The following is a 16735-nucleotide window of genomic DNA, read 5'->3' as shown; positions in this document are numbered from 1 at the left end:
TCGCTCAGGCGCCGGCCGGCTCCACCACCGTCTTGACCACGCGGCGCGCGCGGTGGGTCAGGGCCTCCACCGGCGCGGGTCTTCCCAACAGAAAGCCCTGCAGTTCGTCGCACCCCAGCCCCTGCAATGCGGCACGCTGTCCGTCGGTCTCCACCCCTTCCGCATTGACGCGGATGTCCAGCGAGTGGGCCAGGGAGATGATGGAGCGCACGATCACCCGGACCTTGGGATCGTTCTCCAGGTGCTGGGTGAAGGCCCGGTCGATCTTGAGCTTGTGGAAGGGGAAGCGCCAGAGGTAGGCCAGGCTGGAGTAGCCCGTGCCAAAGTCGTCCATGGCGATGCGCACCCCGAGCCCGGTCAGGGCCTTGAGCGTGTCGGCCACCGCCTCGGGGCTGCCGATCAGCAGCGACTCGGTGACCTCCAACTCCAGCCGCTCAGGGGGCAGGCCGGTCTCCTGCAGGCACTGGCGCACCTCGCCCACCAGATCGCCGCGGCGGAACTGCGCGGCCGAAAGGTTGACCGCCACGGTCAGCGGGGCCGGCCACTGGGCGGCTTCCGTGCAGGCCTGCCGCAGCACCCAGCCGCCCAGGGCCTCGATCAGGCCCGACTCCTCGGCCAGGCTGATGAAGACCGCCGGCGAGATGAAGCCCCGCTGCGGGTGCGGCCACCGCGCCAGGGCCTCGTAGCCGGTCAGGGCCCCGTCCTCGGCGCAAAACAGGGGCTGGAAATGCAGCGCCAGCTGCTGCTGGGCTATGGCCTGACCCAGGTCGCGGGTCAGGTCTCGGCGATCCTGCAGCTGCTGGTCCAACCGGGCGTCATAGAAGCTGAAGGTGCCACGCCCGTCGCACTTGGCCCGGTAAAGCGCCATGTCGGCCTTGTGCATCAGTCCGTCCACGTCACGGGCGTCCACCCCCCACAGGGCAGCCCCTACGCTGCAGCCCAGCGGCACCTCACCCTTGTCCAGGCTCAAGGGCTCGCCAAGGCTCTCGATGATGCGCTGCGCCAGCACCCCGACATCCTCTTCCCCCTTGACATCCGACTGCAGGATGGCGAATTCATCCCCGCCCAGGCGCGCCACCTGGTCGCCATGGCGCACCAGACCCCGCAGGCGCTCCCCCACCTCATGCAGCACGGCGTCGCCGGCGGCCAGGCCGAACTGGTCGTTCACCCGCTTGAAGTGGTCCAGGTTCACACAAAGGACCGCAAAGCCCGGTCCCCCTTGGGCCGAGAGCGACACCTGGGCCGTCAGCGCCTCGTTGAAACTGCTGCGGTTGAGGGTCCCACTCAGCGGATCGAACCGTGCCAGGTAGCGGGCCTGCTCCTCGTCCTGGCGGGCGCGCGCCATGCGCTGCCGCCACAGCCAGCGCCCCAGTGCGCCCAGCACCACCATCACCAGACCTACCGTCACCGACAACCAGGCAAAAGCGCGCTGAATGTGGCCAGTCCGGGTGGTCTGGTCCACATACACCTCCACCACACCCAGCACCTGCCCCTGGTGTTCCACCGGCACATAGGCCTCGGTGTACAAGGCAGGCCGGTCCGGACCGCCGCGTTCCATCTGCGCGATGGGGCGCCGCGTGCGCGCCACCTCGGCTGCGATGTCGCTGGGCGGCTCCATCGACTGGCGGGCCATCTGCGTGGCCAGCCGCAACGCCAACCCGGCTGCGGCTGGCGAGGACTGTCCCTCCACAGGTACAGGCCCCAGTGCCTCCAGGTTGTCGGAGCTGAGCAGCAGCTCGCCCGACGGCTTGAAGAATTTGAAGCGAAAGACGTCGTGGAGGTCGCGCAGCACCAGCAGGTGCTCCACGGTGTCCTCACCAAAACCGCGCCCGGAGAAGAGCCGCTCCAACCCAGGGACCACCAGCACCAGGGTCTGGGCCCAGTCGTAGGCGGCGTCTTCGCCCTCGGCCGCCATCAAGCGGTCGGCCACGGCCCGCGGCCCCAGGCCCAGGACCGCGACCACAGCGGCCAGCACCAACAGGACGGGCAATTGCACGCGAAGAAGTGGGCGGGTCAGCATGGCGGAGGGCGGCGTGGGCAGTGGGCAGGTCAGGGCACATGCCCCGTAGGTCTGAGTGGATATCGACCGGACTAGGCCCAGCTTGAGCGCCGGCCGCAGGCCGTGGGCCTCATCCGCGCCGCCCGCCGTCAGGGGCACTGGGAAATTGGCCGCAGGCAAAGGCCTGGCTTGACCCCCATCAAGACCCGCCCCCGGCGAAGTTTCAAGATCACCGTCATCGTTTTGTCATCACTGCCATGGCCACCTCCGCCGCCTCCTCTCGCCGCCGCACCGCATCCGCCCCCACCGCCGTCGCCTCCGCACCTGTCGCAGGGACAGGCGCCCCTGAACTGACGGAAAAAACTGCCCCAGCCACAGCGCCAGCACCTGCTCCGGCACCTGCTCCGACACCCGCTCCGACACCTGCTCCGGCACCCGCCCCCGCGCGGCCGCCACGTGCTGCCCGCCGCCCACGCGCCACCCAGGCCGGAGACGTCGCCCCGGCCCATGACGCCACCGCCCTGGGGGCCGACAAGGTGCGTCATGCCACCGCCTCGGCACGGGGTCTGCAGCAGGAGGTCGCCCGCGAACTGCTGCAAGCCAGGGCACCGGCGAGCAGCCGCCTGGACCGGCTGCAGGTGCTGTTGAAGGGCGCGTCCCCCGATGACGTGCGGGCCCTGCGCCAGGCTTTGCGCCATGCCGACCCCGAGCCGCGCCCTGGCACCGATCCCGACATGGAACTCTCCGCCCATTGGCGCGAAGGGGCCTACCCCTACAAGAACCTGCTCTCACGTCGACGCTACGAAAAGCAGAAGTACCGCCTGCAGGTGGAACTGCTCAAGCTGCAAGCCTGGGTCAAGGAGACCGGCGCCCGGGTGGTGATCCTCTTTGAGGGGCGCGACGCAGCGGGCAAGGGCGGCACCATCAAACGATTCATGGAGCACCTCAACCCCCGGGGCGCCCGCGTGGTGGCCCTGGAGAAGCCCAGCGAGGTCGAGCGCGGGCAGTGGTACTTCCAGCGCTACATCGCCCACCTGCCCACCCGCGGCGAGATCGTGCTGTTCGACCGCAGCTGGTACAACCGCGCCGGCGTCGAACGGGTCATGGGCTTCTGCTCGCCCCAGGAGTACGACGAATTCCTGCGGCAGGCGCCAGAATTCGAGCGCCAGCTGGTGCGCTCAGGCGTGCATCTCTTCAAATTCTGGTTCTCGGTGAGCCGGGCGGAGCAGCGCCGGCGCTTCAAGGAGCGCGAGTTGCACCCGCTCAAGCAGTGGAAGCTCAGCCCCATCGACAAGGCCAGCCTGGACAAGTGGGACGACTACACCCGGGCCAAGGAGGCGATGTTCCTGCACTGCGACACCTCGGATGCGCCCTGGACGGTGATCAAGAGCGACTGCAAGAAGCGCGCGCGGCTCAACGCCATGCGTTATGTGCTGCACCGCCTGCCCTACACCAACAAGGACCTGGCCGCCATGGGGCCGGTGGACCCGCTGATCGTCGGCCGCCCAGCCCTGGTGTCCACCCTGGGCGACGACGCACTGGCCGCCAACGGCGCCGGCTGACCCCCTGCCGGGATGGATGGACGGGCCGCGGCGCGGGATGGCCAGAGCCGCCGACCCGCCGCGGGGCCAGCACGAAAGTGCCGGACAACTTACAGTTGGCAACAAAAGGCCTGCACCGTCGTACGGGCCGCCGTTGGAGTCCATGCCCATGTCCGCCCCCACCCTGCGCACCGCCCCCGCCCACGCCGCCCCCCTGCTGCTGGCGGGATGGCTCGGCTTGGCGGCAGGATCGGGCTGGGCGGCCGCGCCGGCCCCGCTGGGCGCCCAGCAGGTGCTGCGGGAATTCAACCTCGTCACGCTGGGCCAGGCCCAGATGGCCTCGCATGTGGACGGCCGCAGCTATATCGGCGGCACCCTGACCGGGCAGGGCGCGGTGTTCGCCATGCACCCCCAGGACATGCCCGCCAGCAGCACCGGCTATGCCGGCCTGACCGTGGCCGGCAACGCCAGCGGGCTCCACGTCACGGCCGATGGGGCCACCGTGCTGGGCCACCTGAGCAACGCCAACATCAACAACGGGCCGGTCGTGGTGGGGGGCAACGCCAGCAACAGCAATTTCAACGGCAGTGGCGGCTCCTATGTGTACGGCAGCCGCAGCGGGGTGAACGCCAACAGCGGCAACCTGAGCCTGGGCAGCGCGCAGGCCGCCACCGCCGTGGCGCAATCCACCGACTTCGCCAGCGTGCTGCACGGCCTCTCCGACAACCTGGCCAGCCTGGCCAGCACGGGCAGCCACTGGAACGTGAACGGCGGCAAGGTCACCTTCCATGCGGTGGCCGACGCCCAAGGCCTGGCGGTCTTCGACCTCACCGCAGTGGATGACTCGCTGCTGGCCCTCTCGGAGTTCGAGTTCGACCTGGGCAGCGCCACCACCGTCATCTTCAACACCGACGTCAGTGCCGCCCAGATCAACGCCAATTTCCTGGGCGGCAGTGCACAGGCCATCGGCAGCCGCACCATCTGGAACTTCTACAACGCCACCAGCCTGAACCTGGGCACCCAGTTCGGGGGTGCGGTGCTGGCCACCGAGGCCACGCTGACCCATTCGAACAATATCGAGGGCGGTGTCTTCGTCCAGTCCCTGGTGCAGTACGGCGAAATCCACCTGCAGGCCTTCAGCGGTACCGTGCCCACCGTCAGCGCCGTGCCCGAGCCTGGCACCTGGGCCCTGCTGCTGGCCGGGCTCGCGCCGGTCCTGCGGCGTGCGCGGCGCGCAGCATTGCACGGTGCGGGCCGTGGCTTTGGCCCTGCCCGTTCCTGAGCCTCTCCGACCTCCCCTAGAATCCAGCCTCTCTTTCCGAGGAGCGTTGCGAGGTTGCCGGCATGCCGGCAGGCCCCAGGCTCGGAAAGCCGGATGCGACCAGCGCCCGCTGGCCGCCTCTCCGGTGGCAACGGCGCTCACCCGCACCGCGGTATCGCGGGGGTGAGCACACCTGGGCCCTGGCCCGGTGTTGACCCGTCTCCGCCCCCTCCTCGCGCTGCGGCTGTTTCACCTTCACCGGTCAGAACCACCGCCATGAACGCTCCCGTCTCCCCCGCCTACCTGAGCGTCGACGCCGCCTACGCCGTCGCCGACCTGTCCCTGGCCGCCTGGGGCCGTAAGGAAATCAAGATCGCCGAGACCGAGATGCCCGGTCTGATGGCCATCCGCGAAGAGTTCGCGGCCAGCCAGCCCCTGAAGGGCGCCCGCATCACCGGCAGCCTGCACATGACCATCCAGACCGCCGTGCTGGTGGAGACGCTGCAGGCCCTGGGTGCCCAGGTGCGCTGGGCCTCGTGCAACATCTTCTCCACCCAGGACCACGCCGCCGCCGCGCTGGTCGAGCGCGGCACCCCGGTGTTCGCCTACAAGGGCGAGACCCTGGTGGACTACTGGGACTACACCCACCGCATCTTTGACTTCGGCGCCGCCGGCACCGAAGGCGAAGGCCCCAACATGATCCTGGACGACGGCGGCGACGCGACGCTGCTGATGCACCTGGGCAAGAAGGCCGAGCAGGACCTCTCGGTGCTGGCCAACCCCGGCAGCGAGGAAGAGCGCATCCTGTTTGCCGCCATCCGCGCCAAGCTGGCCCAGGACGCCACCTGGTACAGCCGCAAGAGCGCCCAGATCCTGGGCGTGACCGAGGAGACCACCACCGGCGTGCACCGCCTCAAGGAAATGTCGGCCCGCGGTGAGCTGATGTTCCGCGCCATCAACGTCAACGACTCGGTCACCAAGAGCAAGTTCGACAACCTCTATGGCTGCCGCGAGTCGCTGGTGGACGGCATCAAGCGCGCCACCGACGTGATGATTGCCGGCAAGGTGGCCGTGGTCTGCGGCTACGGCGACGTGGGCAAGGGCTCGGCCCAGGCGCTGCGGGCCCTCTCCGCCCAGGTCTGGGTGACCGAGATCGACCCCATCAACGCCCTCCAGGCGGCGATGGAAGGCTACCGCGTCGTGACCATGGAATGGGCCGCCGACAAGGCCGACATCTTCGTGACCACCACCGGCAACCGCGACGTGATCACGTTCGAGCACATGGCCGCGATGAAGGACAACGCCATCGTCTGCAACATCGGCCACTTCGACAACGAGATCCAGGTCGCCCAGCTCGAAGAGAAGTGCCAGTGGGAAGAGGTCAAGCCCCAGGTCGACCACGTGATCTTCCCGGACGGCAAGCGCATCATCCTGCTGGCCAAGGGCCGGCTGGTGAACCTGGGCTGCGCCACCGGCCACCCCAGCTTCGTGATGTCGTCGAGCTTTGCCAACCAGACCATTGCCCAGATCGAGCTGTTCACCCGCCCGGACGCCTATGCGGTGGGCCAGGTCTACGTGCTGCCCAAGATCCTGGACGAGAAGGTGGCACGCCTGCACCTCAAGAAGGTAGGCGCCATGCTGACCGAGCTGAGCGACGCCCAGGCCGCCTACATCGGCGTGGCCAAGACCGGCCCCTACAAGCCCGACACCTACCGCTACTGACCCCGACCGCGGTCGCGGCCCGGCGTTTCCCCCTCCTGCCACCGCCCGCCGGTGGCGGTGGTGGACCGTTGCCGGTCGCCGCCCGCGGTCCTCTGGAAGGACACCGCGCCATGCGCGCTGACACGTTTCTGGTGGAGCATGGCCATGCCTCCACCCGCTCCCAGGCCCAGCGCCTGATCGCCTCGGGCGTCGAATGGCGCGTGGGCGCCCCGGCCCCCTGGAAGAAGGTCATCAAGAACGGCGACGAGATCCCCTCGGGCGCCGAAGTCCGCCTGCTGGACCAGGCCGAGGCGCGTTTCGTCTCCCGCGGCGGGCTCAAGCTCGAAGGCGCCCTGCGGCAACTGGGCCTGTCCGTGCAGGGCCTGCGCTGCCTGGACGTGGGGCAGTCCACCGGCGGCTTCACCGACTGCCTGCTCAGCCAGGGCGCGCAGCAGGTGGTCGGCGTGGACGTGGGCCACGGCCAGCTCCATTCCCAACTGCGGGCCGACGCCCGCGTGGTGTGCATCGAAGGGCTCAACGCCCGTGCCCTCACCCCGGCCCTGCTGGCCGAGGCCTGGGAGGAGGCACTCAGCGAGCTGGTGGAAGAGGAAGAGGACAACGACACCTTGCCCGAGGCCCCTTACGCCTGGATGCGCAACGGCGGTGTGGTCGACGACGACTACGACGACAGCGACGACGCCAAGGAGCATGAGATCGAGGACTTCAAGGCCCAGCGCGCCGCCCGCGCCAAGGCCGAGGCCACCGGCACCCTGCCCCGGGAGCGCCGGCGCAAGCCCGAGTTCGCCGACGCCCGCATCGACACCGTCTTTGACCTGGTGACCGGCGACCTGTCCTTCATCTCCCTGACCCTGGTGCTGCCGGCCCTGGTGCCCCTGGTGGCCCCGGGCGGCCAGCTGGTGCTGCTGGTCAAGCCGCAGTTTGAGCTGCAACCCGGCCAGGTGGGCAAGGGCGGACTGGTCAAGGACGAGTCGCTCTATGCCGTGGTCCAGGAGCGACTGCGCAGCGCCTGCGCCGAAGCTGGCCTGCAGGTGCAGGCCTGGATCGACAGCCCGATCGCCGGCGGCGATGGCAACCGCGAATTCTTCATCCACGCCCGGAGGGCCGCATGAACACCGCCACCCACCCCGGCGCCGGCCTGCCGGTGAGCCTGGAATTCTTCCCGCCCAAGACGCCAGAAGGCACGGCCAAGCTGGCGGCCGTGCGCCAGGACCTCTACGCCCTGCGGCCCACCTTCTGCTCGGTGACCTACGGGGCCGGCGGCTCCACCCAGGACGGCACGCTGCAGACCGTGCAGGCCATCCTGGCCGAAGGCTGCGAAGGCGCCTCGCACTTCACCTGCGTGGGCGCCACCCGCGACTCGGTGCGCACACGCCTGGCCGAATTCCAGGCCATGGGCCTCAAGCGTCTGGTGGCGCTGCGCGGCGACCTGCCCAGCGGCTATGGCGCCATGGGTGAATTCCGTTACGCGGCTGACCTGATCGCCTTCATCCGCGCCGAGACTGGGCAGCACTTCCACCTGGAGGTGGCGGCCTATCCGGAAATGCATCCCCAGGCCCGCTCCCCCCAGGCCGACGTGCAGGCCTTCGCCGCCAAGGTCAAGGCCGGGGCAGATTCGGCCATCACCCAGTTCTTCTTCAACAGCGACGCCTACTTCCGCTTCGTGGATGAGGCCCATGCCTTGGGCGCGGACGTGCCGGTGGTGCCGGGCATCATGCCCATCACCAACGCCAGCGGCATCCTGCGCTTTGCCGACGGCTGCGGCGCCGAGGTGCCACGCTGGATCCGCCTGCGGCTGCAAAGCTTCGGCGACGACACCGCCAGCATCAAGGCCTTCGGCCTGGACGTGGTGACCGACCTGTGCGACCAGCTGCGCTGCGCGGGGGTGCCGGGCCTGCACTTCTACACCATGAACCAAAGCGTCCCGGTGCTGGAGATCTGCCGCCGCTTGGGGCTGTGAGCCCGCCGCCCGGCGCCCGACCTTGACCAGGCGCAAGGCCGGCCCGCGGCGGACCGTGTGCAATGCAGGCATGGACAGACGGCGTCTCCAGGCGCCGGCGGTCCAAGTTCAGCGGTCGCCCACCGGTGGCCCACATTCACCTGCACCACCCGGACTGGGGTCGGTGGACACATCCGGGGATGTGTCTTCTCAAGGGTGGCCCGCAACGGCCACCCTTCTTTCTTTTCAGGGCACGGCAGGCCGCCCCCCGCAGCGGCGCCGCGCACAGCGGCTCAGGACTCGCGCTGCCAGAACACGCCTTCCTCGGTCAACACCGCATCGAGCGGCATGTCGTGGGGCTCAGCGGTCAGCCAGGGCACATAGCCATGGGCGTAGCCCACGCCAGCGGTGCGGGGTGCCGGCGACAAGGCGGCCAGGGTGCGGTCGTAGAAGCCGCCCCCATAGCCCAAGCGTGTGCCGCCGGGCCCGAAGCCCACGCAGGGCACCAGCAGCAGCTCAGGATGGAAGGCCTCGGTGTCCTTCGGCTTGGGAATGCCGTAGGCATCCTCCTCCATCGGGCAGCCGGGATACCAGACGTGGAAGGTCAGCTGCTTGGTCTCCCGGTTGATCACCGGCAGGCCGATGCGCCGTCCCTGGCCCGCCTCGCTCCAGCGGTAGAGCGCGGGCAGAGCGTCAAACTCGCCCTTGATGGGCCAGTAAGCACCAATGGTCGTCTCCGGGCGGCTGATCAGCCACACCATCAGCACCTCCTGCAGGTGCGCGGCGCGCTGGTGGCGATCCAGCAGGCCCATCCGCTCGGCCTGCAGTTGCTTGCGCAGCGTGGCCTTGTCTCGCGGCGGTTCCAGGTTCAGCTTGAACGGCAGGGTCATGGCGGTCCGGGGCCCCGGGCTGACGGGGCGTGGCAGGAATCGGGACATTGTGCGTGCCCCGCCCGTCCCGGCCAAACAGTCGGGATCGCCAACGGCGCGGCCTCGCCACAGGCGGGCGCTCCGCCCTTGACGACGGGCGCCCGCCGGCTCAGTCTCGACGCATGCCACGATCTACCGCCAGCCCCCCACCCTCCGAATTTCTGGCCTGGTGCCAAGAACTGCTCAGCGTGGCCGGTACGGTGCGCAGCCGGCGGATGTTTGGCGGCCACGGCCTGTACGTTGACGGTCTGTTCGTGGCCATCCTCATGCGGGACCAGCTCTACCTCAAGGCCGATGCCCTGAGCCAGGGCCGCTATGAAGATGCAGGCTGCCCCCGCTTCACCTACGCCAGCGCCCGCGGCACCGGCCAGCTGGGCTTCTACCAAGCCCCGGCCGAAGCGCTGGACGATCCTCAGGCCATGCGGCCCTGGGCCCGGCTGGCGCTGGACTCGGCCTTGCGCGCCAGGGCCAGCAGCCCACCCGCGGCGCGGCGCAGGAGGCGCGCAGACCCGCCCAGCACGCCCGACGCCCGCTGAAGCGCCGGCGCCTGCCGCGGCTGCCAGGCCAGGCGGGCGGCCACCCCGGGCGTCCAGCCCCCCACCCACACCACCTGCCCCGGACGCACCGCCATGCGCTGCCCCGGCGCCAGGACATGGTCCTGCGGCTGCCCCTGCACCGTGACCCAGAGGCGGCCGCCGGGCATCACGCACAGCTCGCCCGGCTGGGTCACCACGGCGCAGCGGACACTGGCCAGCTCCTGGCCAGCCCAGAAAGAGAGGGAATGCAGACGTGACATGTGAGGCTCCCGGTGAGGGCCCCAAGGCGGGACCCGATGGTGCTTATCCTGCCGGGGTGGGGGCGCATGGTCCAATGACGTTGCCGCCTGCCATGCATGCCGTGGCGGCATCCATGCCCCGCCAACGCCCCAAACGCCCGCCGCCGCAACCGCCCATGAGCTGCCGATGAGCCGCCCCCTGCACCGCCCCCTGTCCCTGGACTTCCTGCGCAGCTTCGCCGCCGTGGCCCGGCACCTCAGCTTCAGCCTGGCCGCCGAGGAGCTGCACCTGACCCAGCCGGCCGTCAGCCGCCAGATCCGCAGCCTGGAAGAAGACCTGGGCACCCCGCTGTTCGTGCGCGGCACCCGCCGCATTGACCTGACCAGCGCCGGCCACACCCTGCTGCACACCGTGCAGCCTCTGCTGGCGCGGCTGGACAGCAGCGTGCGCCACATCCGCATGAGCCAGGGCCGGCAGCAGGTGCACCTGACCACCTTCGCCTCGTTCAGCTCGCTTTGGCTCATGCCGCGCCTGACCGCCTTCGAGGCGCAGCACCCGCGGGTGGACTTGCGCCTGTCGGCCACCGACGAATTGCTGGACGACCGGGACCCCGAGATCGACCTGGCCCTGCGCCACTGCACCGCGGCGCGCGCCCAGCCCGGGGCCATCCGCCTCTTCGGCGAGGTGCTCTCACCGCTGATCGGTGCCCGACTGGCCGGGGCCATCGCCGCCGGCGACGCCCCGCCGTTGCGCAGCCCCGCCGACCTGGCCCACCACACCCTCATCGAGATGGACGACCGCATGGCCCACAGCGTGGACCTGGGTTGGCCCCACTGGCTGCAGTCGCACAACCTGCTCGACCTGGTGCCCCGGCGCTGGCTGAGCATGAACTACACCCACCAGCAGATCCAGGCGGCACAGGCCGGTCAGGGCGTGGCGCTGGCCCGACTGCCCCTGGTGCATGACGCCCTGCGCCGTGGCGAACTGGTGGAACCCTTCGGGCCGGCCGGCCGCCTGCATGCCCCCACCGCCTACTGGCTGGTGCCCCTGCAGCACGGCGGCGCCACCGGCCAGGCCGCACCACGCGCCGAGGTGGGCGCCTTCTGCGACTGGGTGCTGGCCCAGGCCGCCGAGACCCGCTGCGCCCTGGGCGAGGGCCCGGACACCGACGAGCTGGCCCACTGCGACTGAGGGGCCGGCACCTGCACACGCATGCACGCCGTGCATGCCTGCCATGCAGGAAACTCAAGCGACGCGGCCCCGTGGCCGCCCTAGCATCCAGGCTTGTTTCCGGCGGCCGGGTCAGCCCGTCCCGCCGCCTTCTGGGAGAACTCCGGCATGAAGCTCTACATCGGCAACAAGAACTATTCCTCCTGGTCCATGCGCCCCTGGGTGCTGCTCACCCAGGCCGGCCTGCCTTTTGAGGAGGTCCTGGTGCGCTTTGACAGCTTCGAGCCTGGCTCGCAGTTCAAGACCCGCATCGGCGCGGTCAGCCCCACCGGCAAGGTGCCCGCGCTGGTGCTGGACGACGGCACGGTGGTCTGGGACAGCCTGGCCATTGCCGAGACCTTGGCCGAGCGCTTCCCCCAGGCCGGACTGTGGCCCGCGGACCCGGCTGCCCGTGCCCACGCCCGGGCGGTCAGCGCCGAGATGCACAGCGGCTTTGGTGCCCTGCGCAGCCACTGCCCCATGAACATCGAGGCCTTCCTGCCGGAGGTGGGCGAGCGGGTGCTGGCCGAGCATCCCGGTGTCAACGCCGACCTGCAGCGCCTGGCCCGCCTCTGGGGCGAGTTGCTGCAGCGCCACGGCGGCCCCTTCCTCTTTGGCCACTTCACCATCGCCGACGCCATGTTCGCCCCGGTCGTGGCCCGGCTGCGCACCTACGGCCTGCCCATGCCGGCCGAGGTGCAGCCCTACCTGGCCGCGGTCTGGGACAGCGCCGGCGTGCAAGGCTGGGTGCGCGGCGCCCTGGCCGAGCAGGACTTCCTGGACTTTGAGGAACCCTACCGCCAAGGCCGGGGCTGAGCCCCCCCCTCCGGCGCCGGGACGGCGTCCCGCCCCTGCCCGCCACAGGGCGGGGGACCCCTGGGGTACAGTGAACCGCATGTTCCCAGCCGCTCGCATCCTGCGTCTTCCTGCCCTCATCTGCGCCGTCCGCACCGGGTCCGCCCTGCGGCCCGGCGCGCTGCTTGCCCTGCTGCTGGCCGCCCCGCTGCTGGCCCTGACCGCGCCGCCGGCCACCGCCCAGCCGGCGCCGCCGGCCGCCGACCGCGACGAACTGGTGCCGCAGGCGCGCGAAGCCTGGGGCCGGCGTGACAAGTCCCGCCTGGCCGCCCTGCGCCAGCAGGCCCTGGCCCAACGCCATCCCCTGGCCCCCTGGGTGGATTACTGGGACCTCAACCTGCGCCTGGGCGAAGCCCGCGCCGACGAGGTCGAGGCCTTCTTCGCCCGCTGGCCAGGCAGTTACCAGGAGGACCGGCTGCGCAACGACTGGCTGCTGGAGCTGGGGCGGCGGCGCGACTGGGCCACCTTCGCCCAGGTCCACCCGCGCTTTCGCATGAACGACGACCGCGAGGTCGCCTGCTACGCCCTGCTGGCCCAGCCCACCACCGGACAGACCGCCGCCGGCCTGCGCGAAGCCGCCCTCAAGGCCTGGATGCCCCAGCGCGAGCCGGACGACGGCTGCCAGCGCCTGGCCCAGACCCTGCACGAGGCCAAGGTCCTGCGCGACGCCGACCTCTGGCGCAAGGTGCGCCATGCGGTGGAGCACAACCGCCAGCGACTGGCCCGCAACACCGCGGAGATCCTGAGCCCCACCCTGGCCAAAACCCTGGCCGAGGTGCTGGAAAACCCGGCCCGCCACCTCAACCGCAAGGCCAACGCCTTCGGCCAGGGCCAGGCCGAGCTGACGGCGCTGGCCCTGGCCCGCCTGGCCGCCACCGACACCGACGAGGCGGCGCAGCGGCTCCTCAAGCGCTGGGACCATGTGATCGGCCCCGAACGCACCGCCTGGGTCTGGTCGCAGATCGCCAAGCAAGCCGGCCTGGCCCTGAACGCCGACGCCCTGACCTGGGCCGACCACGCCTGGGCCGCTGCCCGCCACACCCCCGACCCGGCCCGCCCCGACTGGAGCGACGAGACCCTGGGCTGGCTGGCCCGCGTGTCGCTGCGCCTGGGCACTGGAGAGGCGCGCTGGCAGGGCGTGCTGCGCGCGGTGGACGCCATGGGCCCCGCCGAGCGTGCCGACCCCACCTGGCAATACTGGCGCGCGCGCGCGGTGGCCGCCCTGGCCCGCCCGGGCGAAGCCGGCCGCGCCCAGCGCGAGGAGGCCCAGCGCGCCCTGGCCGCCGTGGCCCAGCCGCTGACCTTCTACGGTCAGCTGGCCCTGGAGGACCTGGGCCAGCCCCTGACCCCGCCGCCAACCCCGGCCGCCGTCCAGCCGACCGAGCGCGAGGCCGCCCGCGCCCACCCGGGCCTGCAGCGGGCCCTGGCCATGATCGCCGCCGGCCTGCGGCCCGAAGGCGTGCGGGAATGGAACTTCTCCCTGCTGGGCCTGAACGACCGCGAACTGCTGGCGGCCGCCCAGTGGGCCTGCGAGCGTGAGGTCTGGGACCGCTGCATCAACAGCAGCGAACGCAGCCGCACCGAAATCGACCTGGGCCAGCGCTACCCCACGCCGCTGCGCCAGGACGTGCTGGCCCGCAGCCGCGAGATCGGGCTGGACCCGGCCTACGTGTACGGCCTCATCCGCCAGGAATCGCGCTTCATCATGGACGCCCGCTCCCATGTGGGCGCCTCGGGCCTGATGCAGGTCATGCCCGCCACCGCCAAATGGACCGCCAAGAAAATCGGCATGACCGACTTCCGGCCGGAACAGATCACCGAGCGCGACGTGAACCTGCGCATCGGCACCGCCTACCTCAAGCTGGTGCTGGACGACCAGGGCGGGGCGCAGGCCCTGGCCGCCGCCGCCTACAACGCCGGCCCCAGCCGGCCGCGGCGCTGGCGCAACGGGCCGGAGCTGGAGACCGCCATCTGGGTGGAGAACATCCCCTTCAACGAAACCCGCGACTACGTGAAGAAGGTCACGGCCAACGCCACGGTCTACGCCGGCCTGTTCAGCGGACGCCCGGCCTCGCTCAAGGCCCGGCTCGGCGCCACGGTCGGCCCACGCAGCGCCCCCCCGCCCACCGACCCCGACCTGCCCTGAACACCCCCCTGATCGCGCCGCCCTGACGCCAGCACGGGCAAGCCGCTCCGGGCCATCATGCGATCGGGCGCACCGCGCCAGCCCCCTGCCCCGAGAAGGGAGAACACGACATGACCCAGCTGCTTTTGCTCGGAGGCACCGGCTTCGTCGGCCGGGCCCTCTGCGACACCCTGGCCCGCCAGGCCCAGGCCGCCGGCGAGCCTCTGCGCCTGCGGGTGGCCACCCGGCGCCGCGCGCACGGCACTGCCCTGCAGGCCCTGCCCGGCGTGACCCTGGCCGAAGCCGACGTGCACGACGACCGCCAACTGACCGGGCTGCTGCAGGGCTGCGATGCCGTGGTCAACCTCGTGGCCATCCTGCATGGCAGCGAGGCGGCCTTCGAGGCCGCGCACGTCGGCCTGCCCCGGCGGCTGGCCGCCGCCGCCCAGGCCGCCGGCGTGCGCCGTGTGGTGCATGTGAGCGCCCTGGGCGTGGGCCTGGAGGCCCCGTCACGCTACCTGCGCAGCAAGGCCCGGGGCGAGGCAGTGCTGCAGGCCGCCGCCGCGGCCTCGCCGGGGCTGGACTTGACCCTGCTGCGGCCCTCGGTGATCTTCGGTGCCGAAGACCGCTTCCTCAACCTCTTTGCCCGGCTGCAGGCGCTGGCGCCGGTGGTGCCGCTGGGCGGCGCCGGTGCCCGCTTCCAGCCGGTCTGGGTGGGTGACGTGGCCCAGGCCATCGCCGCCTGCCTGCGCCAACCCGCCACCCGGGGCCACACCTACGAGTGCGCCGGGCCCGAGGTCTTCACCCTGGCCGAGCTGGTGGGCCTGGCCGGCCGCGAAGCCGGCCACCCCCGCCCTGTGCTGCCCCTGCCCGGTCCCCTGGCCTGGCTGCAGGCCACGGCGCTGGAGTTTGCGCCCGGCGGACCGTTGATGAGCCGGGACAACCTGGCCTCGATGCAGGTGCCCAACATCGCCAGCGGGCAGCTGCCCGGCCTGGCGGCGCTGGGCCTGAACCCCACGCCCCTGGCCGCGGTGACCCCCACCTACCTGCGGCCCGGCCAGCGATGCGCACGACTGGACCGCTGGCGGGCCCTTCATCACTGAATCGCCGTCCTCCAGCCCAGCCCCCCGCCGGCCGACACCCCAGGTAAGGGCGTCGAGCCCCTTGTCCGCCACGTCCTGACCTGCCTGCGCCATGCTCACCGCCACCCGCGTTTCCCTGCCCCCCGGCGCCCGCTGCTACCAAGTGGGCGGTGCCGTGCGCGATGCCCTGCTGGGTCGCCCGGTGCAGGACCGGGACTGGGTGGTGGTCGGTGCCACGCCCGAGGCCATGGCCGCCGCCGGCTACCAGCCGGTGGGCAAGGACTTCCCGGTCTTCCTGCACCCGGCCACGCACGAGGAATACGCCCTGGCCCGCACCGAGCGCAAGACCGCGCCGGGCTACCACGGCTTCGTCTTCCACGCCGACGCCAGCGTCACGCTGGAAGACGACCTGGTGCGCCGCGACCTCACCATCAACGCCATGGCCCGGGCCGAAGACGGCACCCTGGTCGACCCGCACGGCGGCCAGGCGGACCTGGCCGCGCGGGTGCTGCGCCACGTCAGCCCGGCCTTTGCCGAAGACCCGGTGCGCATCCTGCGCCTGGCGCGTTTTGCCGCCCGCTTCGAGGGCTTTGACGTGGCGCCCGAGACCCTGGCCCTGATGCGGCAGATGGTGGACGCCGGCGAGGTGGACGCCCTGGTGGCCGAGCGCGTGTGGCAGGAATTGGCCAAGGGCCTGATGGAGGCAAGGCCCGAGCGCATGTTCGAGGTGCTGCGGCAAGCCGGCGCCCTGGCCCGGCTGTGGCCCGAGCTGAACCGGCTGTGGGGCGTGCCCCAGCGCGCCGACTACCACCCGGAGGTGGACACCGGCATCCACACCATGATGGTGCTGCAGCAGGCCGCGCGCCTGCAGGCCCCGCTGGCGGTGCGCTACGCCTGCCTGGGCCATGACCTGGGCAAAGGCAACACGCCGGCGGACATCCTGCCGCGGCACCTGGGCCATGAGGCGCGCAGCGAGGCGCTGGTGCGCACCGTCAACGCCCGGCTGAAGGTGCCGGGCGACTGCGCCGAGCTGGCCCTGCTGGTGGCCCGGGAACACACCCACATCCACCGCAGCCCCGAGGGCGGCGCCTCGGCCCTGCTGCGGCTGATGGAACGCTGCGACGCCTTTCGCCGGCCCGAGCGCTTTGAGCAGGCCCTGTTGGCCTGCGAGGCCGACGCCCGCGGCCGCCTGGGCCTGGAGGCGCAGCCCTACGCCGCCCGTCCGCTGCTGCAGGCCGCCTTCGCCGCCGCGCGGGGCGTGGACACCGCGCCGGTGGCCGCGGCGGCCGTGGCCCGCGGC

Annotated in this window: 13 protein-coding genes, 1 pseudogene and 1 riboswitch; of the genes and pseudogenes, 11 read left to right on the top strand and 3 right to left on the bottom strand. The window is 71.3% G+C overall.

Going from position 1 to position 16735, the window contains the following annotated elements; translation table 11 throughout:
- Nucleotides 1-4: 4 nt before the first annotated feature.
- Nucleotides 5-1996, bottom strand: coding sequence for a putative bifunctional diguanylate cyclase/phosphodiesterase (locus tag G3A44_RS15615; protein WP_163458662.1), 1992 nt, complete (start codon nucleotides 1994-1996; stop codon nucleotides 5-7).
- Between the two features lie 539 nt (nucleotides 1997-2535).
- Here G3A44_RS15615 and ppk2 point away from each other — a divergent pair.
- From ppk2 to metF, 5 genes are all read left to right on the top strand, one after another.
- Entirely contained in the window at nucleotides 2536-3561 is a 1026-nt protein-coding gene (ppk2, locus tag G3A44_RS15610; RefSeq protein WP_445666924.1) for a polyphosphate kinase 2, read from the top strand.
- A 148-nt stretch (nucleotides 3562-3709) separates the two neighbouring features.
- Nucleotides 3710-4822 (top strand): choice-of-anchor A family protein, encoded by a 1113-nt coding sequence (locus G3A44_RS15605; protein ID WP_163458658.1) that lies wholly within the window; start codon nucleotides 3710-3712, stop codon nucleotides 4820-4822.
- A gap of 32 nt (nucleotides 4823-4854) precedes the next feature.
- Nucleotides 4855-4968, top strand: a riboswitch (S-adenosyl-L-homocysteine riboswitch).
- 109 nt (nucleotides 4969-5077) lie between these two features.
- Complete coding sequence (gene ahcY, locus G3A44_RS15600) at nucleotides 5078-6523, top strand: adenosylhomocysteinase (RefSeq protein WP_163458656.1); 1446 nt, start codon at nucleotides 5078-5080, stop codon at nucleotides 6521-6523.
- Nucleotides 6524-6633: 110 nt separating this feature from the next.
- Nucleotides 6634-7632, top strand: a complete 999-nt coding sequence (locus tag G3A44_RS15595; protein ID WP_163458654.1) for a TlyA family RNA methyltransferase — start codon at nucleotides 6634-6636, stop codon at nucleotides 7630-7632.
- The gene (metF, locus tag G3A44_RS15590) at nucleotides 7629-8480 is read left to right on the top strand and encodes a methylenetetrahydrofolate reductase [NAD(P)H] (RefSeq protein WP_163458652.1); all 852 of its coding nucleotides are present in this window, start codon (nucleotides 7629-7631) and stop codon (nucleotides 8478-8480) included. The genes G3A44_RS15595 and metF overlap by 4 nt, the downstream gene beginning before the upstream one ends.
- Nucleotides 8481-8752: 272 nt before the next feature.
- On the opposite strand, the gene G3A44_RS15585 is transcribed toward metF, so the two are convergent.
- On the bottom strand, nucleotides 8753-9349 hold the full coding sequence (locus tag G3A44_RS15585; RefSeq protein ID WP_163458650.1) for a 5-formyltetrahydrofolate cyclo-ligase: 597 nt from the start codon (nucleotides 9347-9349) through the stop codon (nucleotides 8753-8755).
- Nucleotides 9350-9510: 161 nt separating this feature from the next.
- On the opposite strand from G3A44_RS15585, the gene G3A44_RS15580 reads away from it, so the two are divergent.
- Nucleotides 9511-9924: a TfoX/Sxy family protein gene (locus G3A44_RS15580; RefSeq protein ID WP_163458648.1), complete on the top strand. Its 414-nt coding sequence runs from the start codon at nucleotides 9511-9513 to the stop codon at nucleotides 9922-9924.
- 65 nt (nucleotides 9925-9989) lie between these two features.
- Here the strand turns inward: G3A44_RS15580 and G3A44_RS24255 are convergent.
- Nucleotides 9990-10184, bottom strand: a pseudogene (locus G3A44_RS24255) (DUF2917 domain-containing protein); the annotation flags it as partial.
- A gap of 166 nt (nucleotides 10185-10350) precedes the next feature.
- Here G3A44_RS24255 and G3A44_RS15570 point away from each other — a divergent pair.
- From G3A44_RS15570 to G3A44_RS15550, 5 genes are all read left to right on the top strand, one after another.
- A complete protein-coding gene (locus G3A44_RS15570) occupies nucleotides 10351-11355 on the top strand; it encodes a LysR family transcriptional regulator (protein ID WP_163458645.1) in 1005 nt (334 codons plus the stop codon).
- 147 nt (nucleotides 11356-11502) lie between these two features.
- Nucleotides 11503-12189, top strand: a complete 687-nt coding sequence (locus tag G3A44_RS15565) for a glutathione S-transferase family protein (RefSeq protein WP_163458643.1) — start codon at nucleotides 11503-11505, stop codon at nucleotides 12187-12189.
- A gap of 79 nt (nucleotides 12190-12268) precedes the next feature.
- On the top strand, nucleotides 12269-14374 hold the full coding sequence (locus tag G3A44_RS15560) for a lytic transglycosylase domain-containing protein (protein ID WP_163458641.1): 2106 nt from the start codon (nucleotides 12269-12271) through the stop codon (nucleotides 14372-14374).
- 110 nt (nucleotides 14375-14484) lie between these two features.
- Entirely contained in the window at nucleotides 14485-15456 is a 972-nt protein-coding gene (locus tag G3A44_RS15555; protein WP_163458640.1) for a complex I NDUFA9 subunit family protein, read from the top strand.
- A 91-nt stretch (nucleotides 15457-15547) separates the two neighbouring features.
- The coding region (locus G3A44_RS15550; RefSeq protein WP_163458638.1) for a multifunctional CCA addition/repair protein at nucleotides 15548-16735 on the top strand (1188 nt) is incomplete at its 3' end.

Source organism: Ideonella livida, from assembly GCF_010499455.1.
Taxonomy (GTDB): domain Bacteria; phylum Pseudomonadota; class Gammaproteobacteria; order Burkholderiales; family Burkholderiaceae_C; genus Ideonella; species Ideonella livida.
Note: the sequence above shows the minus strand (reverse complement) of the source record. Positions and strands in the feature narration are given on the sequence as shown.